21 protein-coding genes, 1 tRNA gene and 1 pseudogene are annotated in these 23,593 nt (G+C 59.6%); 8 read left to right on the top strand and 15 right to left on the bottom strand.

Going from position 1 to position 23,593, the window contains the following annotated elements; genetic code table 11:
* Window positions 1-37 precede the first annotated feature (37 nt).
* Window positions 38-727, top strand: coding sequence for an RluA family pseudouridine synthase (locus ACWNRM_RS05590; RefSeq protein WP_485170029.1), 690 nt, complete (start codon window positions 38-40; stop codon window positions 725-727).
* On the opposite strand, the gene ACWNRM_RS05585 is transcribed toward ACWNRM_RS05590, so the two are convergent.
* The 11 genes from ACWNRM_RS05585 to ACWNRM_RS05535 all read right to left on the bottom strand — a co-directional run bounded on the left by ACWNRM_RS05585 (window position 700) and on the right by ACWNRM_RS05535 (window position 16,335).
* Window positions 700-1,719 (bottom strand): glycosyltransferase, encoded by a 1,020-nt coding sequence (locus tag ACWNRM_RS05585; RefSeq protein ID WP_485172164.1) that lies wholly within the window; start codon window positions 1,717-1,719, stop codon window positions 700-702. The genes ACWNRM_RS05590 and ACWNRM_RS05585 overlap by 28 nt on opposite strands.
* A 2-nt stretch (window positions 1,720-1,721) precedes the next feature.
* Complete coding sequence (gene rfbD / locus ACWNRM_RS05580) at window positions 1,722-2,624, bottom strand: dTDP-4-dehydrorhamnose reductase (RefSeq protein ID WP_485170031.1); 903 nt, start codon at window positions 2,622-2,624, stop codon at window positions 1,722-1,724.
* Entirely contained in the window at window positions 2,621-3,181 is a 561-nt protein-coding gene (gene rfbC / locus ACWNRM_RS05575) for a dTDP-4-dehydrorhamnose 3,5-epimerase (protein ID WP_122038388.1), read from the bottom strand. Before rfbC ends, rfbD begins: the two co-directional genes overlap by 4 nt.
* Before the next feature lie 10 nt (window positions 3,182-3,191).
* Window positions 3,192-4,103, bottom strand: coding sequence for a glucose-1-phosphate thymidylyltransferase RfbA (gene rfbA, locus ACWNRM_RS05570; protein WP_485170032.1), 912 nt, complete (start codon window positions 4,101-4,103; stop codon window positions 3,192-3,194).
* Window positions 4,100-5,155, bottom strand: a complete 1,056-nt coding sequence (gene rfbB / locus ACWNRM_RS05565; RefSeq protein ID WP_485170033.1) for a dTDP-glucose 4,6-dehydratase — start codon at window positions 5,153-5,155, stop codon at window positions 4,100-4,102. Before rfbB ends, rfbA begins: the two co-directional genes overlap by 4 nt.
* Before the next feature lie 471 nt (window positions 5,156-5,626).
* Entirely contained in the window at window positions 5,627-6,904 is a 1,278-nt protein-coding gene (locus tag ACWNRM_RS05560) for an MATE family efflux transporter (RefSeq protein WP_485170053.1), read from the bottom strand.
* A gap of 321 nt (window positions 6,905-7,225) precedes the next feature.
* Complete coding sequence (locus tag ACWNRM_RS05555; protein WP_485170034.1) at window positions 7,226-9,013, bottom strand: DUF885 domain-containing protein; 1,788 nt, start codon at window positions 9,011-9,013, stop codon at window positions 7,226-7,228.
* Window positions 9,014-9,063: 50 nt separating this feature from the next.
* The gene (locus tag ACWNRM_RS05550) at window positions 9,064-10,563 is read right to left on the bottom strand and encodes an efflux transporter outer membrane subunit (RefSeq protein ID WP_485170035.1); all 1,500 of its coding nucleotides are present in this window, start codon (window positions 10,561-10,563) and stop codon (window positions 9,064-9,066) included.
* Window positions 10,560-13,652, bottom strand: coding sequence for an efflux RND transporter permease subunit (locus ACWNRM_RS05545; RefSeq protein WP_485170036.1), 3,093 nt, complete (start codon window positions 13,650-13,652; stop codon window positions 10,560-10,562). The genes ACWNRM_RS05550 and ACWNRM_RS05545 overlap by 4 nt, the downstream gene beginning before the upstream one ends.
* A 34-nt stretch (window positions 13,653-13,686) precedes the next feature.
* Window positions 13,687-14,832: an efflux RND transporter periplasmic adaptor subunit gene (locus ACWNRM_RS05540; protein ID WP_485170037.1), complete on the bottom strand. Its 1,146-nt coding sequence runs from the start codon at window positions 14,830-14,832 to the stop codon at window positions 13,687-13,689.
* Between the two features lie 339 nt (window positions 14,833-15,171).
* Entirely contained in the window at window positions 15,172-16,335 is a 1,164-nt protein-coding gene (locus ACWNRM_RS05535; RefSeq protein ID WP_485170054.1) for an AI-2E family transporter, read from the bottom strand.
* Between the two features lie 366 nt (window positions 16,336-16,701).
* Here ACWNRM_RS05535 and pqqA point away from each other — a divergent pair, with 366 nt between their 5' ends.
* The 5 genes from pqqA to pqqE all read left to right on the top strand — a co-directional run bounded on the left by pqqA (window position 16,702) and on the right by pqqE (window position 19,935).
* Entirely contained in the window at window positions 16,702-16,782 is an 81-nt protein-coding gene (gene pqqA, locus ACWNRM_RS05530) for a pyrroloquinoline quinone precursor peptide PqqA (RefSeq protein ID WP_023978294.1), read from the top strand.
* A gap of 114 nt (window positions 16,783-16,896) precedes the next feature.
* Window positions 16,897-17,808, top strand: coding sequence for a pyrroloquinoline quinone biosynthesis protein PqqB (gene pqqB / locus ACWNRM_RS05525; protein WP_485170038.1), 912 nt, complete (start codon window positions 16,897-16,899; stop codon window positions 17,806-17,808).
* Window positions 17,805-18,551: a pyrroloquinoline-quinone synthase PqqC gene (pqqC, locus tag ACWNRM_RS05520; RefSeq protein ID WP_122038379.1), complete on the top strand. Its 747-nt coding sequence runs from the start codon at window positions 17,805-17,807 to the stop codon at window positions 18,549-18,551. Before pqqB ends, pqqC begins: the two co-directional genes overlap by 4 nt.
* A complete protein-coding gene (gene pqqD, locus ACWNRM_RS05515) occupies window positions 18,548-18,856 on the top strand; it encodes a pyrroloquinoline quinone biosynthesis peptide chaperone PqqD (protein WP_485170039.1) in 309 nt (102 codons plus the stop codon). Before pqqC ends, pqqD begins: the two co-directional genes overlap by 4 nt.
* The gene (gene pqqE / locus ACWNRM_RS05510) at window positions 18,853-19,935 is read left to right on the top strand and encodes a pyrroloquinoline quinone biosynthesis protein PqqE (protein ID WP_485170040.1); all 1,083 of its coding nucleotides are present in this window, start codon (window positions 18,853-18,855) and stop codon (window positions 19,933-19,935) included. Before pqqD ends, pqqE begins: the two co-directional genes overlap by 4 nt.
* A 104-nt stretch (window positions 19,936-20,039) precedes the next feature.
* Here pqqE and hemJ read toward each other — a convergent pair whose 3' ends face one another.
* The 3 genes from hemJ to hemE are packed head-to-tail and all read right to left on the bottom strand — an operon-like array spanning window position 20,040 to window position 22,239.
* A complete protein-coding gene (gene hemJ / locus ACWNRM_RS05505) occupies window positions 20,040-20,492 on the bottom strand; it encodes a protoporphyrinogen oxidase HemJ (RefSeq protein ID WP_485170041.1) in 453 nt (150 codons plus the stop codon).
* Window positions 20,489-21,196, bottom strand: coding sequence for an HAD family hydrolase (locus ACWNRM_RS05500; RefSeq protein ID WP_485170042.1), 708 nt, complete (start codon window positions 21,194-21,196; stop codon window positions 20,489-20,491). The genes hemJ and ACWNRM_RS05500 overlap by 4 nt, the downstream gene beginning before the upstream one ends.
* Before the next feature lie 8 nt (window positions 21,197-21,204).
* Window positions 21,205-22,239 carry a uroporphyrinogen decarboxylase gene (hemE, locus tag ACWNRM_RS05495; RefSeq protein ID WP_485170055.1) on the bottom strand — a complete coding sequence of 345 codons (1,035 nt, stop codon included), beginning with the start codon at window positions 22,237-22,239 and terminating at the stop codon, window positions 21,205-21,207.
* Window positions 22,240-22,578: 339 nt separating this feature from the next.
* On the opposite strand from hemE, the gene ACWNRM_RS05490 reads away from it, so the two are divergent.
* Complete coding sequence (locus tag ACWNRM_RS05490; protein ID WP_485170043.1) at window positions 22,579-23,211, top strand: Maf family protein; 633 nt, start codon at window positions 22,579-22,581, stop codon at window positions 23,209-23,211.
* Window positions 23,212-23,293: 82 nt separating this feature from the next.
* Window positions 23,294-23,369, top strand: a tRNA-Ala gene (locus ACWNRM_RS05485).
* A gap of 112 nt (window positions 23,370-23,481) precedes the next feature.
* On the opposite strand, the pseudogene ACWNRM_RS05480 reads toward ACWNRM_RS05485, so the two are convergent.
* Window positions 23,482-23,593 (bottom strand): annotated as a pseudogene (locus ACWNRM_RS05480) (IS630 family transposase); the annotation flags it as partial.

Raw genomic sequence — 23,593 nt, 5'->3', positions numbered from 1 at the left:
GTTTCATGCCCAGCCTGTACGATGACTGACCGCCCCAATGCCTGACCGCCCGATGACCGACCATGCGATAAGCGACCGCTTTCCCTATCCGGTTCTTTATGAGAGCCCGCGCCTGGTCGTGATCGACAAACCTGCCGGGCTTCCGGTCCATCCAGGGCCCAAGGCACGCCATTCTGTCGAGGCGCTTTTTCCCCTGCTGTCGCGTCGCAAGGATGGCCCGTGGCTGGTTCACCGCCTCGATACAGACACCTCCGGCTGTCTGATGATTGCCCTGCGCAAGCAGGCCCTTGTGGAGGCACAGGCGCTCTTTGCCTCAGGCAACGTCCGCAAGACCTACTGGGCGGTCGTCCATCGCGGTCCGACGGAGAATGAAGGTCTGATCGACGCTCCCCTGCGCAAGGTAAGTACGCAGGCTGGCTGGCATATGGAAACATACCCCGAAGGACAAAGCGCCCGCACCTCATGGCGGGTTCTGTCCCGTGGCAGGACGCATGCCCTTCTTGAACTGACCCTGCTGACAGGGCGCACTCACCAGGCGCGCGTCCATTGTGCGCTGCTGGGTTGCCCCATTCTGGGTGATGAACGCTATGGCGGCGGACAGGGTGCCCTGCACCTCATGAGCCGCTCGCTCGATCTGTCTTTGCGCGATGATCAGGTGAGTGCACGGGCAACCCCTCCTGGTTTCATGCGCGAGAGCTGTCAGGCTTTCGGACTGGAATTGCCGTAAAGCAGGAACCACAACCGGAACAGCCACGTTTCGGCCATACGCTGGCGCACAAAGCCGCGTTCCTTGATCAGAAAGCGCAGTCGTTCCCTGATCCCGCCACCCAGCGCCTTGCGCAAACGCAGAAGAAATACCCGTGATTCCGGCTTGAGGTGCACCGAAAGATCGGGTTGCAGAAGATGCGTCATCAGCGCGACATGAAGGGCCATGAACGATTTGGGGCCGCGCCGTATGGCACGCAGGCCACGGGTCAGGATCGAGCGTTCGACCCCGACTGCATTGCGACGATGCTGCCGGTAAAGCGCCACACAGCGCTCATCAAAGATGAATTGTCCCCCCATACCCAGAACGAGAGCGTAGCTCCACCAGTCATGGAGTATGCCCTCGGGTAGCAGGGTGGAACGTATCAGCGCAGCCGCCGCCGGGTTGAGCAGAACGGTATGGCCCGTGGCCAGATTCTGGATGAGAGCCGTACGAAAATCAGGCTGACGACGAAGCGGTAGCGAAGGTCCCAATACCGTAAGAGACTCATCGGTCAGAAACTGACGCGCACAATAAAGGGCAGGTCCCTCGCAGCCGCTCAGGGCCTGACGGCCCCATTGCAGTTTTTCGGGAACCCAGACGTCGTCCTGATCTGCAAATGCGATCAGCGCATCCGGAGGCGCCGCATCGAGCAGGAGCGCATAGGAACGGGCAACACCGATATTGCCGGGTTCAGCGTCAATCTCGATGCAGCGCCCCTGACCGCGATGTTCCTGAAAGGAGAGCATGATGGCGCGTGAGGCGTCTTGCGAGCCATCGTCACGCCAGTAGAGGCACCAGCTGCTTTCTGTCTGTGCCAGAAAACTGTCGAGCTGCTGGTTGAGAAACACCTCACCATTATAGACGGACAATAGAATCGCAACGGGCGGCACCGAGGCCGCCCGCTCCGTATCACGCCCCCCCACCGCATAAAGATGCGGTGGTGAGGTCAGAATACTATTGCCCTGCGCCACGCTCAGGCCGGCTGCGCCGCAAAATGCTCGTCCACAGCGCGGGCGACGCCATCGCGCCATTCAGGTAGGCGGATACCAAAGACCTGTTCGAGCTTGCTGCAATCGAGGCGTGAATCCTGCGGGCGCTTGGCCGGGGTAGGCCAGTCCAGCGTGCGGATAGCGGTCACCTCGACCGGCATGGTCTGACCATGACGCACGGCCTCTTCAAGGGCAGCCACCGCCAGTCCGTGCCAGCTTGTCTCACCTGTGCCACAGGCATGATAGATCCCGGCAAACCTGTCCTGCCAACCAGCCTGGATCTGGTCCGCAATGCCCAGAATAGCCTTGGCCAGATCATCGGCATTGGTGGGGCAACCATACTGATCGCCCACAACCTTCAGATGCGTGTTCTTCGCCCCGGCATTCACCATGGTCCGCACGAAGTTCTTGCAATGCCCGGAATAGACCCAGGCCGTACGCAGGATCACGCTCTTCGGCTGCGCCTTCAGCACGGCCTGCTCACCTGCCGCCTTGGTGCGACCGTAAACCGTCTGTGGCGTGACAGGGTCGGTTTCGACATAGGGCGAGCCCTTGTCACCGGCATACACATAGTCGGTCGAGACATGAATGAGCGGCATGTCCTGCGCCGTGCAAAGACGTGCCAGCTCGGCCGGACCGGTCTCGTTGGCGGCTTCTGCGCCCGCGATCTCGCTTTCCGCCAGATCCACAGCCGTCCAGGCTGCCGCGTTCACCACCAGAGAGGGCGTGTAACGCGCCAGCGTCGCTGCCATGGTCTCCGGGTTGGCGAGATCGAATTCGGGACGACCGACAACGATCACACGATCTCCGCCAAGGGTCTTCAGCGACGTGGCGAGCTGACCTTGCCCACCCGTGACAAGGATCGTTTTTTCAGATGCCGTGCTCATGAATACTGGAACCATCCCTTGGCTTCAGTGAAATGGGGCGCAACCTGATCCTTGTCGGACAGAACGACCTCATCTGCGCTGATTGGCCAGTCAATGGCCAGATGCGGGCAGTTCCAGATAACCGCGCGTTCCGAGGCCTTGTCGTAAAGCGATGTGCACTTGTACTGAACCTCGGTGTTTTCCTGCAGGGTCACGAACCCATGCAGGAAGCCTGGCGGGACCCAGAGCTGCGACCAGTTTTCCTCTGACAATTCCGCTGCAACCCACTTGCCGTAGGTGGGCGAGCCGGTGCGGGCATCGATTGCCACGTCCCAGATCGCGCCCTTGGTGCAACGCACGAGCTTGCCCTGAACATAAGGTGCAACCTGGCAATGCAGACCGCGCACCACGCCCTTCTGAACGGAAAGGCTCTGATTGTCCTGCACAAAGGTCAGATCAATCCCGGCCTCGACCATCTTCTGATGGTTGTAGGTTTCCGAAAAGAACCCGCGTGAATCGCTGAAGCGCTGCGGCGTGACGAGGATGACGTCAGGAATGGCGAGACGTTCGACTTTCATGAACCTGCTCCTAGTTGCGGGCTGAATGAGACTGGTTTGCCAGCTCAAGCAGCATACGGCCCAGCTCGGTCTTCTTCTTCGCGTTACCCTGAATCATGAGCTGTTCGCGATCAATGAAGCCCATGCGATAGGCGACTTCGGTCGGTGAGCCAACCAGCATGCCCTGACGGGACTGGATTGTCTGAACGAACAGACCTGCCTGCATCAGGCTGTCCGGCATACCGGCATCAAGCCATGCACAGCCGCGACCCAGACGATCGACCTGCAATGTGCCTTCTTCCAGATACATCTGGTTCAGATCGGTAATCTCGAGTTCACCGCGCGGGCTCGGCTTGACCCTCTTGGCAAATTCCACAACGCGATGGTCGTAGAAATAGAGACCGGTCACCGCCCAGTTCGACTCCGGCTCCGTGGGCTTCTCGACGATGCCGAGGGCACGGCCGCTCTCATCGAAGCTGACCACGCCATAACGCTCGGGGTCACGCACCTGATAGGCGAAAACCGTCGCCCCTTCGGGACGCGACGCTGCTGCGCGCAGCAGCACGCCCAGATGATCGGCAAAGATCAGGTTGTCACCCAGCGCCAGAGCGCAGGGCGAGCCATCGATCCAGTCTTCTGCAATGAGAAAGGCCTGGGCCAGACCATCGGGAGAAGGTTGCTCGCGATACTCGAAACGCACACCAAACTGCGACCCGTCGCCAAGCAGGCGTTTGAACTGCGGCAGGTCATGGGGCGTGGAGATGATCATGATATCCTGGATGCCAGCCAGCATGAGCGTGGTCAGCGGATAATAGATCATCGGCTTGTCATAAACCGGCAGGAGCTGCTTAGAAGTCGCCAGCGTCATCGGGTACAGGCGTGTGCCTGACCCACCGGCCAGAAGAATGCCCTTCATTGGCTTGGATGCAGCGATGGCGTTCATGCTTTTGTTCCCAGTCTCTGTCCGGTGTAGCGGCGGGCGCGAATGCCTTCCCACCAGTTGCGGTTATCAAGGTACCATTGAACCGTGCGGCGGATACCCGTTTCGAAATCGTGCTTTGCCTTCCAGTCCAGAGCCTTTTCGGCATGGCTGGGGTCGATCTCGTAACGGAAATCATGGCCGGGTCGATCCATCACAAAACGGATCAGACGCTCGCGCGGACCTGCCGGATCGGGCGACAGCTCGTCGAGTACGGCGCAGATGGTCCTGACGACATCGAGATTGGTGCGCGGCTGACGGGCACCAATGGCATAGGTCTCGCCCGGCTGGCCCTGTTCCACCGCCTTGACCAGCGCCTCGGCGTGATCCTCGACAAACAGCCAGTCACGAATGTTCTCGCCCTTGCCATAGACGGGCAATTCCTTGCCCTCGAGCGCGTTGATCGTCACCAGCGGGATGAGCTTCTCGGGAAAATGCCAGACGCCGTAGTTATTCGTGGTGTTCGTCACGAAGGTCGGCAGGCCATAGGTGTGATACCATGCGCGCACGAGATGGTCCGAAGCAGCCTTGGATGCCGAATACGGGCTGCGCGGATCGTAGGGGGTCGTCTCGGTGAACGGCGGATCATCGAGCTCGAGATGCCCGAAGACCTCATCGGTCGAGATGTGATGAAAGCGAAAGGCTCTCTGCGCTGCAGCATCAAGACTCTGCCAGTAGCGACGGGCGGCTTCGAGAACCGTATAGGTGCCTGTTACGTTGGTCTCGACAAACACGCCAGGCCCATCGATGGAGCGATCGACATGGCTTTCAGCTGCCAGATGCATGACGGCGTCGGGACGGTACTCGTCGAACAGCTTCTGCAGCTCGACACCATTGACGATATTGACAGCCGCATGGCGATAACGCGGGTCCGCCGAAACTTCACCCACGGTCTCCTCCGAAGCTGCATAAGTCATGCAATCCACGTTAAGAACTTCATGTGTGGTCTGGCGGATCAGATACCTGACCACAGCAGATCCGATGAAACCACACCCACCTGTCAATAATATACGCATCGCCACTCTCAGTCACAACATTCAACACAGGCAGCATTTGGGCCAATCCGCCCCACGCCGAGGGTTACTGATTACAATCTGAAGGGGCAGTGTGGAAAGATGATATATATAACAAAATGCGCTAGAGTGGCATCATATTGCTTATCTATAACAAATGTGCGCCAGAAGTCATAGTAGGACATATATTCAAATAAACATGGTTATATATTTAGAAAATGTATATATTTATTCAATAATTTTTCATTTATATATTTATATTGTGGATTGTGTGTAGATTTACCTGAGTTTTATAAATCAATGTATAGATAATTATGTAATTTTTATTTTCTTTCTTTGAGATTGATAACTCCAATACTTTATTCTTGGATCATCCTTGCTGGGACTGTCTCCAATTTTCGCTTGTGGCAATCGAAATAACCCGTGTGAGGTTACCCCCGCGGAGGTCAACAGCGCGTGATTGTCACCCGATAGTTAGATCCGCCTGATCACCTTGAAGGCTGTCAAGGCAGCGAAACTGCCAAACAGCACCACACCAAGAGACTGCCCGACCAGAATACCTATCGGGCCATAATGCGCCCCAATCCAGACAAACGGGATCGTTCCCAGCGTCGCCCGGCCCCAATTGAACGCGGTCGAATAGAGCGGATGACCCAGATTATTGAAGGCCGTATTCGAGACGAACAGCAGCCCCACAAAGAAGTAACTCGCTACCAGCCAGCAACAGAACAGCGTGACAATCCGGATCGCCACCCCTTTGGCGGCGAACAGGTGCAGGATAGGGGTATGAAATGCCGCTAGAATGGCCCAGGTAAGCAGAACACAAAGTCCGGTCAGCTTGAGCGAGGCATAAAGCGTTTCGCGCACCCGGTCTTTTTTCCCCGCCCCAAGATTCTGCGACATGATCGGCCCGACCGATCCCGTCAGGGCAAACACGAATGCAAAGGCGACCGGCACGATGCGATCAATCGTCGCCTGCCCCGATATCGCCTCCAGCCCGAACCCGGACATGAAATGGGTGGTGAACAATCCGCCAACAGGGGTTGCCAGATTTGTCGCAATGGCAGGCAAGGCCACAGCACCGATCTGACGCGTTGCAGGAGCAATGGCCCATAGGCGTGGCCATTCGAGCATACGGTGCTCACGCAGGCTCACGAAGCCAAACAGCACCACGGCGCTGCGGGAGAGAATTGTGCTGATCGCCGCCCCGGTCAGCCCCATATGGAACCCGAAAATCAGAATAGGGTCGAGAATGGCCGAGACAAAAGCGCCTACCAGGGTCACCTGCATGGAGCGGCGGGCATCTCCCACGCAGCGCAGCAACGCCGATTGCGCCATGCCGTAACAGACCAGGGGCAGGAATGGTGAAACCAGATGCAGGAACCCGGTTGCCTGCGCCAGAGCCTCCCCGCGTGCACCCAGCAGGGCCAGAAACGTTGAGGCGAAAACCGCTGTCAGACAGCCGAGCACAGCCGTCACTGCGATCATGACGACCATAAACGCCGAGGCAAACCGCCGCGCTCTGATGATCCGGCGCGCACCGATGAGCCGGCCAATGACTGCCCCGAGCCCAATGGTCATGCCAATCGACACCGCCACCTGAACATAGCCCAGCGCAGCAGCGAAACCGATTGCCGCTGTCAGGGCCGGATCATGCAGATGCGAGATATACCAGAAATTGAGCAGATCGACCGCAAAGACGGCCATCAGTCCGATAGCGCCTGTGCCCGCCATCACGATGACATGGCGCATGATGCTGCCATGAACGAAACGCGCGGGTCGGGTAGCCTTCAGATCAATTGCAGGCTCCGTGTCCTGAACCGTTGATGCATCAGGGGATATCTTGGCGGGGGAAGGAGCAGTCAGAGACATATCCTCCCGATCCTGCCCGTTTCCCGCCCTTCTGGAAACGACAGAAATCCCGAAAGATCCTTTTTTTGAAAGCCGTCCTGCGGATCAGAGCGCTCAGGGATGAGTGCGAGGCCCTGCCCTACCCTCATCCCGGCTCATGACGCGTCGCTTTCACAGGAACGACCACCCACTATCAAGGCGAGTGCCCGCGCCTCCAGGGTCTTACTTTTCGCTCTTCACTGCCTTGATCCAGTCATCCACCCGGTCGGCAAGGAGGTTGAGCGGCAGGGCGCCACCGGAGAGAACGACATCGTGGAACTTGCGAATGTCGAATTTCGGCCCCAGTTCAGTTTTTGCCTTTTCGCGCAGGCGAAGAATGGTCTGCTGGCCAAGCATGTAACCCAGAGCCTGACCGGGCCAGGCAATATAACGGTCGGTCTCGGCCTGCATGTCCGGCTCGCTGGTGGGCGGATGAGCATGAAAGAATTCCAGCATCTGGGCGCGGGTCCAGTGCAGGTCATGCACACCGGTATCGAGCACCAGACGATCGGCACGCAGCAGCTCACCATTCAGGCGGCCATAATCGCTGTAGAGATCCTTGTAGAAGCCCAGCTCCTTGCCAAGACCCTCGGCGTACAGCGCCCAGCCTTCAATATAGGCATTATAGGAGCCCTGCTGGCGAAAAGGCGGCAGCGGCAGGGATTGAGCGGTGGAGATCTGGAAGTGATGACCCGGAACACCCTCATGATAGGCGGTATCCTCGATCGTGTAGATATCGCGCTTGGCGAAATCGCCGGTGTTGACGAACACGATGCCGGGGCGTGAACCATCGGGCGTTCCCTGATGGTATTCGGCACCGGCAGCCTCAGCCTCGCGATAGCGCTCGACGGGGCGTACTTCCAGCTTCGTGGTCGGGATCTTGTCGAAATCGCGGGTAAGGGCGGGCTCCATCTGCGCGATATACTTGCGGTACAGATCGATGATCTGCTCGCGCGACGTCGCGTAGAGCTTGGGATCCTTCGCTACCGAAGCGCGTAGGGCTGCAAGGTCGGCAAAGCCGAGCTTATGAGCGATCTCGCCCATTTCGCCCTCGATCCTGGCAACCTGATCGAGCCCGAGCTGATGGATTTCCTTGGGGGACATGGTGGTGGTGGTCAGGGTACGGATGTCGTAGCGGTAAAGCGCATCACCACCGGGAAGCGCCCATACACCATCCTGAGCCCGGCCATGCGCCGTGTAGCCCTGCTTCATGAAGGCCGCGAGACGCTGATAGGCCGGGCGTACGTCGTGATCGATCGCCGTCAGGATAGCCTTGCGGAGTCGCGCCTGATCGGCGGCGGGCACAGCGGCCGGGAATTTCGTGACGGGTTCGCCAAACGGGCTCTTTTCGCCAGCGGGCGCTGCAATCTGCTCCACCTGCTGCTCGGCCTTCTCAAGGAGGAAGCGCGGCGGCATCAATCCGTCTTTCTCGCCAAGACGCGCCAGGGCAATCACCTGATCGATCGCCTTGGGGATGGCGCGCAGGCGAGCAAGATAATCCTCATACTGCTTCGTGGTGTCGAAGGGGATGCTCGAAACGAAACCCGGATATTCCAGCTGGGCACCATTCATCTGGTCGATCGGCATCTCATAGGTCTTGAGACGGATCCCTTCGAGCGTGTCCTGGATCTGCTGGATGATCATTGCACGGCTGATCTGTCGCTGGTCATCGAGTGACGCTGGCGCGATAGCCTCGAACTTCTTCAGAAAGCCCGTCAGAACAGGCACGGACCCCTTGATATGGGCGAGGGACAGATCGCTCCAGCGATCGTTGTAACGGTAATCGCCAATCGACGTCGCCATTTCAGGCGCGTCTTTGAGCTCGTACTGCCACTCCTCTTCCAGAAGGCGATCGAACGCGGCCGCCGCCTTGTTGTCCGACAGTGCAGCAGGGGCCGCGAGAGCCGTTGTCGAGGCAAGAAGGCAGCCAAGCCCCATCAGGGCGAGGCGTGAGGAGCGGGGGAATCTCATAAGCGTCGGATCTCCTGAAGCGCGCCGGGCGCACGGAAATCCGAACCGGGTCAGAACGCCGCGTGCCAGTCTGTCGAGGGAACCTTCATAGCGGTATCGTTACGATGCCACCACCCTCCCCCGAGAGCCTGAAACAGGGCGACGCTATCGGTGAAGCGCGTGGCTCTGGCCTGAATCAGGTTGAGCCGCGCCTCAAGTTCGATCTGCACCGCCGCCTGGAGCAGCACCGGGCTGATATCGCCGTAGGACATCTGGCTTTGTGAAATGCGCAGACTGCGCACAGCCGCATCCTCATTGGCTGCGCTGATGGTAAGCGCTTCAGAATCATCCTGAAGGGCATGCAGCGTGTCGGCCACGTTCTGCATCGAGGTCAGCACGGTGTTCTTGTACTGCTCGGTGGCCGCCAGAAGATTGGCGCGCGCCTGACGCTCCAGATGCATCAGCTCAAAACCCTGAAAGATCGGCTGGGCCACCATCGCGCCGATCGACCAGTTGCCATAGCCGGGGGTGAAGAACTGGCTCATGGCATTGATGGCCTGACCCGGTGTCGCGGAAAGCTGCACATTGGGCAGGCGGTTGGCAATGGCAACGCCCACCTGCGCACTGGCGCTGTGCATCTGCGATTCCGCAGCGCGTATGTCGGGGCGCTGGGTCAAAAGCGCGCTGGGCAGGCTGACCGGCAGGGTCGCGGGCAGGCGATAGGCCTCAAGCGGAATCTCGGGCAACATCTCGTCGGGCGTCGTGCCGACCAGTGCAGCGATCTGGTCGTGAGCCTGCTCGGCCTGCAGATGCAAGGGGGGCAAGGTTGCCTGCGCCTGGGTCAACGCGGCTTTCTGGGCCAGAAGCTGGGCTTCCGAAATATCCCCAAGCCGGAACTGCTTTTCCATCACACCAAGAAGTTTCTGCTGGTTGGCAATGATGTCGCTCGTGGCGTTGATCTGGGCGTTGAGGCTCGATTGCGTGATGAGCGAGACAATCAGCGTATTGATCAGCGTATTGGTAGTGGCGATCAGCTGGAAGCGCTGCATTTCTGCCTGCGCCGCCTGGGATTCCACCTGACGGCGTAACCCGCCCCACAGATCGGGCTGGTAGGAAATGTTCAACTGCAGCGTGTGCAGATTATACAGGTAGTTGTTATTGCCCGGCACGGGTGACAACGCCTTGGACGTCTTGTTACGTGTCGGGTTGAACGAAGCCGAGATGCTGGGCAGCAAGGGTGCGCCCGCGACCTTGGTCTGTTCATAAGCTGCCTTGAGCGTCGCCTGTGCTGATCTGAGTGACGGATTGTTCTGCAATGCCCGTGTGACCAGGGCATCGAGTTGCGGCACGCCCAGCGCCTGCCACCAGGCGCCTGACAGATCGGCCCCGGCGGTCAGGGTCTGGGCGGCTCCCGCAGAGCCGGTTCCGGTCGTGCCATGAATGGAGGCGGGGAGGACCGTACTCTGGTAACCGCCCGTTCTGAGCATGTCAGGACGATGGAAATTCGGGCCAATGGCGCAGCCCGAGAGCGCCAGACTGGCGGCGCAGGTCAAAAGCACGCGGCGTTTCATGACACACCTCCCGAACGGCGCGCCTTGCGGCGTTCGATGTAATGCTCCAGCTCGAAAAAGAAGACCGGCAGAACAAAAAGGGTCAGCAGGGTTGCAATGCCGAGCCCGCCCACGACGACCGTCGCCAGACCGCGCTGCACGTCGGTGCCGACGCCTGTTGCCAGTGCTGCCGGCAGCATGCCAGCGCTGGCAACCGTAGCCGTCATCAGCACGGGGCGGAAACGTTCGGCCGCACCGGCCAGCACGGAATCATGGATGCTCAGCCCTGCGCGATGATGACGGTTGATGGCCGCAATCATGATGATACCGTTCTGCACCGCCACGCCAAAGAGCGCGATGAAGCCCACAGCCGTCGCGATATTGAGTGTCTCGCCGCGCAGATGCAGCGCGATGAGTCCACCCAGCGTGGCCAGCGGCACAACGCTGAGCACCAGAACAGCATGACGGAACGTCCCGAACTCCATGAAAAGCAGCAACAGCATGATCGAGAACATCACGAGCAACGCCACGCCCAGACGGGCCTGCGCACGCTGCTCCTGCTCGAAGCTGCCAGCCCATTGCAGACGATATTTGCGGGGGTCGAAATGCACCTGTGAGGCGATGCGCTTTTGTGCGTCCTCCAGATATTGCGAGAGCGGGCGCACACCATTATCGACGCGAATGGTGATCTGACGCTCCCCCATCTCATGGGCAATATTGCTCTCACCCATATGCAGCCCGACATCGGCCACCTCTGCCAGTGTCACCGGGGCGCCTTCGGTCGAGCGCAGGGGAAGCGCGCGTATGGAAGCCAGATCGGTCAGATCATGCGAGCCGACATGCAGCGTCGCGTTATACACGCGGTCTTCCACATAGACCTGTGTGATGGCGCCATCACCAATCGCGTTCTGCACAACGGTGCTGATATCGGACACGTTGACGCCATAGCGAGCCGCCTGCTCGCGCCTTGGTGTCACCATGAGCTGCGGAATCTGCGGCTCCTGAAAGATCGAGGCATCAGTCGTGCCAGGCACCTCACGCAGGATGTTCACGATCTGACGGCCAATGCGGCGCAGTTCATGGAAATCATTGCCATAGACACGCAGCACGAGCGGCGAATGGGCACCGCCTACCAGATCGTTCATGCCATCCTGAATCGGCTGGCTGATTCCGAAGCTGATGCCGGGTATCTGATAGAGACGCTCGCGCAGGCGGGCGATGAACTGGGCCTTGGTCTCGCCGCTGGCCCACTGGTCATAGGGCTTGAGACCGACCGGCATTTCGATGTGCGAGAACGTCCACGGATCGGTGCCGTCATCGTTACGACCAAGCTGGGTGATGGCATAGGAGGTCTCGGGGAATTCGCGGACGGCAGAGCGAACCTCGCTTGCGATACGACTGCCTTCATCCAGCGAAATGCCGGTGGGCAACTGCACCTGAAGCCAGAGCGCGCCTTCGTCCAGATCGGGCAGGAACTCGCGCCCGACCGTCGCCCCCAGAATGACCACCGAGAGCAGCGCCGCACCACCCCCGATATAGGTCACGAGCGGGCGGGCCAGCATGTGATTGAGCCCGCGCTCATAGGCATGATGCAGGGCCTCTAGCGGGCGGTTATGCCAGATGCGTCTTGGCTTGTACAAAGCCAGATAGCTCAGCGTCGGGATCAGGCAGAGGGCACAGGCCAGCGCCCCCATGAGCGCAAAACTCACCGTATAGGCCATGGGCCGGAACAGCTTGCCCTCGCTTCCCTCGAAAGCGAAAAGCGGCGAATAGGCCACGATGATGATGAGCGTGGAGGAGAAAATCGAGCGTCCCGCAATACGTGCCACGCTCAGAACTTCGGTGCTGGTCAGGGTGGCCTTGGGTGATTCCTCGCGCAGGCGCAGGATCGCCTCGGTAATCACGATGGCCCCGTCCACGATCACGCCAAAATCGATGGCCCCGAGCGAGAACAGATTGGCCGCCATGCCAAAGAAATGCATGAGAACGAAAACGGTGGAAAGCGCGAGTGGAATGGTGACGGCAGTAACGACCGCACTGCGCGGGCTGCCGAGGAAGAGGGTCAGGATGACCAGAACGAGGCCGATGCCCTCGACCATGGTCTCCCCCACCTTGTGGGTGGTAGCCTTCACCAGATTATCGCGGTCGATATAGGGTACGAGCCGCACATCGAGCGGCTTCAGGCGCTCCTGAAGCCCGTCCACCACATGATGGACATTGTCCAGAACGAGAGACGGGTTGGCACCTGACAGCATGGTCACGATGCCCTCGATAGTATCGGGGTTATTATCCTTGCCCAGGATACCTTCGCGGATCTGATGCCCAAACTGCACCTGCCCCAGATCGCTCAACAGCACCGGCGTGCCGTTATGCTGCGCCACGACGATACGCTTCATGTCGTCCAGCGTGTGGATCATGCCCACACCACGCACGATGTAGGATTGCTCACCGCGCGTGATACGCCCGCCCGCCGCATTGGCGTTGTTGTTCTTGATGGCATTGACCACGTCATCGGTGCTCAGCCCGTAACGCAGCAGGGCGTCTGGCTTGAGCACAAGCTGATACTCGCGCGTCAGACCGCCAAAATTATTGACGTTGACGATGCCCGGCACACGCTGAAGCGTAGGGATGACAATCCAGCGCTGCACGTCCGAAAGCTGCATCAGATCCATCGAATCCGATTCCAGCGTGTAGCGGAAAATCTCGCCAGCAGGGCCTGTGATCGGGCCAAGCTGCGGGGTCACGCCATCAGGCATGCTCGCCGTACCGAGCAGTTCCAGAACAAGCTGGCGCGCCGTGAAGACATCAATGCCGTCATGGAAGATGAGCGTGATCAGCGACAGGCCGAACGTGCTGCTTGATCGGCTTTCGGTCACGCCCGGCACAGCGGCCAGAGCGCGTTCGAGCGGCACGGTAACCTGCTGCTCCATTTCCTCGGCAGCCAGACCAGAGACCTGGGTGGTAACCTGCACATTGACCGCCCCGAGATCGGGATAGGCCTCAACGGGCAGCACACGCCAGGCATAACCGCCCGCAAGGGCCAGAAACACGGCGCAGATGAAAACGATATGGCGGCGCGCAAAGCACCAGGAAATCAGGGTCGCAATCACGGATTAGGAAGCTCTCATCTGCGGCGCTGACAAATCAGTCGTTATCGTTGAGAAGAATGGCGCCACGCGTGACGATGTGCTCACCACCCTGCAAGCCCGAGAGAACGCGAACGCTTTCCCCCTCGTCATAGCTGACCGTTACGGCGCGACGGCGGAAATGCATGGGAGCACCATCCTGCACGAAGACCGTAAGGCGGTCGTTGTTCATCAGAAGGGCGGTCTTGGGGATGATCACCATATCCGGCTGCTGAACCGCAATCTCGACATCGGCAAACATGTTGGGACGCAGGGCTCCATCAGGATTATCGCACAGAATATGTGCGATCACCCGGCGCGTATCACTGTGCAGGGCAGGGTCGATCGACTGGACGGGCGCCACACAATGCCGGCCCGGCAGGGCGCTGATGGCAGCATTCATTGGCTGACCAACGGACACCATACCTGCGGACTCCTCGGGAATTTCAGCGTCAATCTGCACCTGGGAAATATCGAGCAGGACCGCCTGAACGGCTGTGGCATCCGTGATATTCACACCCGGAGCCAGTGTGGTGCTGGCAATCAGCCCGTCAACAGGGGCCACCAGTCTCACCAGACCCTCACCATCCTGATCGGTGCGGCTGTTGAGGGATTCAAGACGACGTTCGGCACGCTGGCGCTCGGCACGGGCCTGAGCCAGATCGTTGCTGGCAGAGTCCAGATCCTTGCGGGCATTGCCCCCGACGGAGAGAACCTCCTGGGCGCGTTTGACGACCTGCGCCTGATAGGTCTCCTGCGCCCGCGCCTTGAGCAGATCGGCATAGGCCTGATCGAGATCGCCAGAGGCCAGAACCGCCAGAACATCACCCTTGTGCACGATCTGACCGGGCTGAAGGCTGGTTGCCGTTACATGGCCTGTAACCGGCGTCAGGATGTTGATGCTGCGTGTCGGCTGCGTCTGAACCAGGCCAGGCACACGCAACCCGTGGGCCAGCCTGCTCGTTGTGACAGGTTCGACATGCAAACGCTTCATGAGCGGGGAGTCATCGGTCACGATAACCATGCCGTTCTCACGGGCGAGCTGGGCTCTGGGCCGATCGGAATGCGATGCTCCATGTTCATGGATGATCGTGATAACGATCCCGAGAAGAACAATGGCGATGAGCGCTGCCAGACCAAGGCGGCGTAGGAAAGGTGCCTGCATGGTCAGGCAAGGCCGTCATGGGAGCGCATCAGAACCTCGGCTCAGGATAATTTGAAATACTTTGTTGCGGTTGATAGCCGCTTGCCCCTGCTTCGCCAAGCGGGCCTGGAGGCGGGAACCATGTTCTAATAGGCGATGGATACGAAATGCGCATGATAATTTCATGTCACACCCATCCATGACGATCATTTGACGATCGTCTTGTTAAGGCGAGCATTGTTGGATGGCGAGCCCCTCGTCAGAGACCTGAGACGACGACCGTGCGGGAAGACCGGATTGAGTCGGTCAATCAGGCAGAATGCCTGCGCCGGCACGGCTGAACCGGCCGACATGTCCTGTTTAGCCTGAGGTCGATTCCGGTGTGACTTCGGGACCGAGCGTGCGGAGCGATCGTGGGCGCACTGGCCCGCCCAGCACGTGCCCGATGGGTGAAAGTCCCTCGATATGGTCGCAGAAGATCTTGAACACAGCGAGCATCGGCACGGACAAAAATGCCCCGCCAATCCCCCACATCCAATCCCAGAACAGAAGGGAAGCCATGACCAGCACGGGGTTAAGTGTGAAGCGCTTGGCCAGCAGCATCGGGGTAATTGTCTCACCTTCCAGGATGTGGATGCACAGATAGATGGCGGGCGGCAGGAGCGACATCAGGAAGGATGGAAAGCTGATCAATGCCACGCAGAAATAGACGACAACGCCAGTCAGCGGCCCGATGATTGGCACGTAATTCAGCAGGAAGGCCAGAACACCCCAGAGCAGCGGGTTGGGCATACCGGTCAACCAGCATTGCAGCAGGTTCAGCAGCCCAACGAGAACGTTCATGATGGTGATGGTGGCAAGATAGAGCGAGACATTGCGCTCGATCTGCGTCGTGATCTGCACCAGCCGTCTCTTGTCAGAGTAGGTCGGCATGATCTCGACGATACGGCGCAGCAGGCTGTCACCTTCCGTCATCAGGAAGAACAGCATCAGCAACATGGTGAAGAACTCACCCATGAAAGCCCGCGTCCCGATCAGGAAGGAGGACCCCCAGACGCGCAGCGTTTCAGCGCCATTTGATGTCGATGAAGCCGCAGCCGAGGCGGCGGTCAGGTGATGATGCCCACCACTGGACATCAGGGCGATCACGCGCAGATAACCGCGCTGGACCGAGTCAATCGGCCCCTGAAGGAAGGCGAGTTTCTGCTGAAGCGCGGGAAGGCTCTGCGGTACCTTGGTCAGCCACGCAGCGGCCGGCACCGAAATGGCCGTGCCGATGCCGACAACCAGCAGGAACATGGCGATGATTAGCAACAGCGCCGAGATGGGCTTAGGAATGCGCAACCGCCCATGCAGGAAGCGCATCGGACCAATCATCAGCAGATTGACAACCATCGCAAAGACAAACGGCAGCACGATATCAGCGGCGAAATAGAGGGTGTAGAACACCGCCAGAAGCGAGAGAATGAGGATGCCAACATCACGCAGGCCAAGGCGATGGCGCAGCATGGCCTTACGGATCATGCCAGCTTGCTGCTCGTCATCCTGCGCTTGCGGACCAACGCTATCAGAGCGCACCTCCGGCATGACTCTGGCCTCAGAATCAGAATGAATTGAACGAGGCGCAGCCCCCTCAGCCCCGGTTTCAGGCTGGGGTATGTCCGAAGTCAGTGACGGGCCTGACATGGCGAGCGTTTCTTTCCTGAAGGCGGGTTGCTGCGCGGGAAAAGGCGCTGTCATGAACGTCGATCAACCGCCCGGGACCACAAACGTTGCCATCAACGTGATGCACGTTACATTTTATTGGGTTGAATCACGTTGGCTTGCAACCCATTTTCGGGTTCTATCTTTAAGCTGATACAGCACATTGTTTCATTGAAGGATATCGTCATGGCCTGGAACACCCCGAAGGTTACCGAAATTCCGCTCGGCGCCGAAATCAACTCCTATGTCTGCGGCCAGAAGAAGTAAGTTCTTCGCAGGACCGTCTACCTTCAACAGCCGCACCCCATGTGCGGCTGTTGTCGTTTCTGGCCGGGCTGAACCGCCCTCTGCCAACCGATCACGAACAGACCGACCCTGACCATGCTCGATATCATCGTTCTTGGCAGCGGCGCCGGTGGCGGGTTTCCGCAATGGAATTCAAACGCCCCGGCCTGCCGCGCCGCAAGAGAGGGCAGAATTCCCTCTCGCAGCCAGGCCTCTCTCGCCGTCAGCGGCGATGGCAAGCACTGGTTTCTGCTCAATGCCTCGCCTGATCTCAGAGCCCAGATCCTGGCAACGCCAGAACTGCATGCGCAGGACGCGCTGCGTTCCACGCCAATACAGGGCGTTATCCTGACCAATGGCGAAATCGATTCCATCACCGGGCTGCTGACTTTGCGCGAGCGCGAGCCCTTCCGGCTCTATGGCACGTCCGCCACGCTGGCCCAGCTCGATGCCAATCCGATTTTCGAGGCCGTGAACCGTGAGATTGTGCCACGCCTGCCGCTTGATGACGAAACACCCCTCGCCCTGCCCAACAAGGACGGTACAGATTCCGATCTGACGCTCACCGCCTTTGATGTACCCGGCAAGGCACCGCTCTATGCCGAGCATCTGCCAAGCCAGAAGGGCGAGACAATCGGGCTCGAAATTACCGACGGAAAGCACACGATGGTCTTCCTGCCAGCCTGTGCCGATCTCACCCCTTCCATACGCACACGCATTCGCGCGGCCGATGCACTGTTCATGGAAGGAACGCTCTGGCGTGATGACGAGATGATCCGTGCCGGGCTCAGCCCAAAAACCGGTCTGCGCATGGGGCATATCTCGATGTCCGGCCCGGGAGGCATCATCGAGACCTTGCATGATGCGCCCTCCCATCGCGTCTTCATTCACATCAACAACTCGAACCCCGTCCTCGTACCGGACTCGCCGGAACGCCAGATGGCGGAAGAAGCAGGCTGGATCATCGGTGAAGATGGCCTGCGCCTGACCCTTGGAGAAAGATCATGACGGTTCTGTCCCCCGATGCCCTCGAGGCCCGCCTGCGCGAAATCGGTGCCGAGCGCTATCACAACCGTCATGCCTTCCATCGTGCCCTGCATGACGGCAAGCTGAACCGCACACAGGTTCAGGCCTGGGCCCTCAACCGCTACTATTATCAGGCGTCCATTCCGGTGAAGGACGCCACCCTGCTCGCCCGCCTGCCCACGGCCGAACTACGCCGCGAATGGCGACGCCGCCTTGAGGATCATGACGGCAACGAACCCGGCACGGGCGGCATTGCACGTTGGCTGAAACTGACCGACGGGCTTGGTCTGTCGCGTGATTATGTCGAGAGCCTGCAAGGCATGCTGCCCGCGACCGGCTTCGCCGTGGAAGCCTATGTGCATTATGTGCGCGACCGCTCCGTTCTGGCGGCCATTGCGTCATCGCTCACCGAACTTTTCTCGCCCACCATCATCAGTGAGCGCGTCTCCGGCATGTTGCGCCACTATGATTTCATCTCGGAAGAGACACTGGCCTATTTCGCCCCACGCCTCACCCAGGCGCCGCGTGATTCCGATTTCGCGCTGGCCTATGTGAAGGAACACGCCCGCACTGCCGAGCAGCAGAAAGAGGTCATCGACGCGCTGATCTTCAAATGCAACGTGCTCTGGACCATGCTCGATGCGCTGCAGCATGTGTATATGGAAGGCCATCCAGCCCCCGGCGCCTTTGCCGGCGCCCATACCCCGGAGGCTTTCAGCGCGTGAGCGTTTCGGAAGACAGCATTCCTAAATTTACCCGCGGTCATCGCCTGCAGCATGACCGCGTGCGCGATGTCTGGCTCGTTCAGGCCCCTGAAAAGGCCTTTATTGCCGATCCCATTGCTGCGGCCATCCTGCGCCTCGTCGATGGCGCCCGCCCCTTGAGCGCCATCATCGACGACCTCGCTGCAACCTATCATGCCCCCCGCGAAACCATCGCAACCGATGTGCAGGTCCTGCTTGCTTCGCTGATGGAGCAGAAAGTTCTGGTCGAACAAAGCCCTCAGAACGGGCAAACTCCCGCGTCATGAGCTTCACCCCGCCTCCCATGAGCCTGCTGGCCGAGCTGACCCATCGTTGCCCGCTCGCCTGCCCCTATTGCTCCAATCCCATCGATCTGGAGCGACGTGCGTCTGAAATGACCACGGCCGACTGGTTGCGCGTGCTGGACGAGGCTGCGGCACTCGGGGTGTTGCAGGTTCACTTCTCAGGCGGTGAACCTATGGCGCGGCATGATCTGCCCGAACTGGTGCGTCATGCCAGTGCGCTCAATCTCTATACCAATCTCATTACCTCAGGCGTGCTCATCAACGAGGCGACCCTCTCCGCCCTTGATGACGCTGGCCTCGATCATGTCCAGCTTTCCTTTCAGGATGTCGAGGAAGCGGGCGCAGAGCGTATCGGCGGCCTTCGTGGTGCGCAGGCCAAAAAGCTCGAAGCCGCCCGCCTGATCAAGGCACGCGGTATTCCCCTCACGCTCAATTTCGTCGTGCATCGCGAGAATGTGGCGCGCGTGCCTGCCATGCTCGATCTTGCCCATGAGCTCGGTGCCGGACGTGTGGAGATTGCTCATACCCAGTATTATGGCTGGGGCCTGAAGAACCGCGATCTGCTCATGCCATCGGCCGCGCAGCTCGAAGCCTCGACGGAAGCGGTCGTCAAAGCCCGTGCCCGCTTCGGCAACAGCCTCGCCATCGATTATGTCACCCCGGATTATCACGCTGACCAACCCAAGCCCTGCATGGGGGGGTGGGGCCAGCGCTTCGTCAACATCACCCCCTCCGGCAAGGTGCTGCCCTGCCATGCCGCCGAGACCATTCCAAATATCACCTTCCCCAGCGTCACAACCGACTCTCTGGGCGCGATCTGGCAGGATTCCCCCCTGTTCAACCTGTTTCGCGGCACGGACTGGATGCCCGAACCCTGCCGTGGTTGCAGCCTGAAGGAAGTCGACTGGGGCGGTTGCCGTTGTCAGGCCCTCGCCCTGACAGGCGATGCGGCGGCCACCGACCCCGTCTGTGTCCGCTCGGACCGTCATGCTCTGGTCATGGAAGCCGCAAGGGCCGGGCATGATGGTGATTTCACCTATCGGCGATTTTCCAAGGCGTAAGATACGCGGGATGCGGCTTTAGACCCCGCCAAGGGACAGTCGTCCTTCTGGACCCTGATGGACATAACGGAGCTGCCCCCTCCGCGAGTGCAGGACTTGACCCGTTATCCCGAGAAAGGCCGGGCCACGATCATGATGACGATAATGATCATCAGCAGTGTCGGCACCTCATTGGCAATACGGTAGTAGCGCTCGGTATGAAGCCGCAGGTCATGGGAAAACTCGCGGCGCCACCGGGCACAGAAGCCGTGGAAACCGCAAAGCAGCAGAACCGTGACCAGCTTGATCCACCACCAGGGGGCGGACCAGTCGATGACACCGGGAAGCGAGGCGAGGAGACCACCAGAAATCAGGGTGGCGATCATGGCCGGTGTCATGATGGCACGGAGCAGACGACGTTCCATGATCTGGAAACGGTCACTCTCAGGCGTACCGGGCTGAACCTGTGAATGATAGACGAAAAGCCGTGGCAGATAGAAATTGCCTGCCATCCATGAGGTGAAGGCGAGGATATGCAGCACCTTGAGCCAGGGAAACCAGGGGAAAAGGGCGCTCATCGGTTCTGCTCTTCCATAACGCTGGCCAGCATGGGGGCAAGTTCATCGAGATGGGCGATACGGCGTAACCCTGGCCAGTCGAGCGGGGGCGATGGCCCTTCGGCACGCAGCAGGATGCAGGCCATACCGGCATCATGTGCCGCCTGCACACCGGTATCGGAATCCTCGATCACCACGCAGGCAGAGGGTGCAACGCCTTCCTGCTCTGCGGCATGGAGGAACACATAGGGGTCTGGCTTGGGCCGCATCATATCGCGAGCCGAATGGACCCTCTCTTTCGGAAAGAAAGCCTCAAATCCGACACGGGCGAATTTGACCTCCATCTCGGGCCATGAGGAATTCGAGCCGACGCGAAAAGGCAGACCGAGCGCCTGCACGGCTGACAGCATGGCAGCAGCGCCCTTGATCAGCGCCGCTTCATTGCGCATCAGATCGACCAGCCGGTTCTGCATGATGGCGACGTAGTCATCGCCCAGATCGAGGCCAGTCTCGGCTTCGAGTTCGCGTTTGACCTGCCCCAGTGCCTTGCCAGCAAAACGGTGCAGGGCCTCAGCATCGCTCAGGGCAATGCCATGATCACGGGCGGCGCTGGCCACCAGACGGCAGGAAGGCCCCTCACTGTCGATCAGTACGCCATCACAATCGAAGATCACGAGACGAAGCTGACCGGAGGCACAAAGGGCTGAAGGACGCGTATCGGACATGACGAGCGTCAGCCGATATCGAGCACGGCATCGACCAGTGCGCCGACATGCTCGGGTGGGGTATCGGGCATGACACCGTGACCGAGATTGAACACATGCGGCCGCCCCTTGAGGGCATCGCGGATGGTGCGTGCCTCGTCAATCAGACCTTGTCCGCCATTGCGCAGAATGATCGGATCGAGATTCCCCTGAAGGGCCAGTGTATCAGGGCAGAGCGTCGCCATCTGCGCCAGATCGACCGACGTATCACAGGCCAGCGCATCGACACCGGTCTCACGGGCATATTCGAGGGCCATCAACCCGGCAAGACGGGGGAACCCGATGATCTTCACACCGGGTCGGGCGGCGCGAATGCCCTGCACAATGGCGCGTGTCGGGGCAATTACGTGCTGGCGGAACTGGGAGGGAGGCAGCAGACCGGCCCAGCTGTCGAACAGCATGACGGCCTCGGCACCGGCATCGATCTGGCCGATCAGCATGTCGGTCGTTGTCCGGGTCAGCAGGGCGATGAGATCGCGATAAAGCTCCGGGTCCTGCAACGCCATGGCACGGGTGACACCGAACTCCCGCGAGCTGCCGCCATCGACCATGTAGCAGGATACGGTGAAGGGGCTGCCAGCAAAGCCCAGAAGCGTGGTGGACTGAGGCAGTTCGCGCGCCAGAATCCGCAATGTTTCCTGGATTGGTGCGACGGTTTCGGCTACGCGGGCAGGAGACAGGGCCTCAAGCGCAGACCTGTTGCGGATCGGCTCCATAACGGGGCCGCGCCCTTCGATGAATTTGAGATCCTGACCCATGGCCCAGGGCAGGACGAGGATATCGGAAAACAGGATGGCGCCATCCATGGCAAAGCGCCGGATTGGCTGAAGGGTCAGTTCGGCTGCGATGTCCGGGGTGGTACAGCGCGTCAGGAAGTCTGCCCTGGCACGCTCGGCGCGGAATTCGGGCAGATAGCGTCCGGCCTGACGCATGAGCCATACCGGAGGCGGCCAGACGGCCTCACCGTGGAGGACACGCAGGAGCGGTTTTGCAGGCGCTGACAGGGGTGAATTTTCGCTATCCATACCGACCAATAACCATAAAAGAAAAAAGATAGATATCCTGTCGGATAGGTTGATCCCTGTGAATGACGGGGTACCCAACTTTCCAAAAACGTACCCCGACTTACCAACACTGTGTACAAACGATAAACCCTTTGGTTTGAGGCATTTGCGCAGGTTATCCCGAAATACCCACAGAAGGCCTGTGTACAACCCACTGGTTCTGCCGAAGAAAGTACAATCCACGGTACTCGGTACGCCCTCTCTCCCAGGCTCGTACAATCCCCATGTACCCCAGTACTGACGGTACTCATTCACCCCTGATTTCAAAGGAGACTCGAGATGGAGTCGAAGCATGCGAATCCCGGAACGCCAAGGCTGGTTCTGGCCAGTGGATCAACGGCCCGGCTTGAATTGCTGCGTGGTGCTGGTCTCGATGTGGTGTCCTGTCCGGTGGCGCTGGATGAGTCTGTACTGCGTGACAGGATGCGGGCGGAAAACGAGGGTCAAAACGCCATCGCACTGGCGCTCGCAAATGCCAAGGCTCTAGAGTTTTCAACGAATCCGCAATTTATGAGCGCCGATTTCGTGATTGCGGCAGACCAGATTCTGGAGTGCGATGGCGCCGGTTTCGACAAGCCGGAAAACAGGCAGGCGGTCAGGGAACAGCTCATCACCCTGCGCGGGCGTACGCATCGGCTTCAGACGGCTGTCGTGCTGTACAGAGGCGGAAAGAAGCTCTGGGAGCATCTGGCGACACCCGAACTCACCATGCGCGATTTCAGTGATGGCTTTCTGGAGGCCTATATGGAGGCAGAGGGAGACGTACTTCTATCCTGCGTGGGTGCGTACCGGCTTGAGGGGCCGGGTGTACAGCTTTTCAGTACGATCAGGGGTGATCATGACGCCATTCTCGGTTTGCCCCTCCTGCCATTGCTGGCTGTACTGCGTGATTTCGGTATGGCGAAAAAATAGTGCCTGGGGGGGTTGTCAGAGGCATAGCCCCCCGCTATACCCGCGCCACTGGCCTGACCCAAGGGGCCGGTTTTGATACGGCGGGGCCATAGCTCAGTTGGGAGAGCGCCTGAATGGCATTCAGGAGGTCGTCGGTTCGATTCCGATTGGCTCCACCATCATCTTCCTCAAAATTCGACTTACGATGCTGCGTCAGGCACGAATACTGACGCAAGTGCATTCCTCATGCGAACCAATGGCGTAAGATTATCGTGTTAGAGCGTTTTCCTCTCAATCTGGCTTGTATCCAGCGGCGGTGAAGAAGTTGGCGCATTCTGCGGGCGCGACCTGATCGATGAGTTTGCCGATCCTGTTCCAAAGCCCGTCTCGGGTGCGTTCGGCG

This window comes from Asaia sp. A2 (assembly GCF_057319415.1).
The sequence above is the reverse complement of the archived record's forward strand: the minus strand, read 5'-3'. Positions and strand labels throughout refer to the sequence as shown.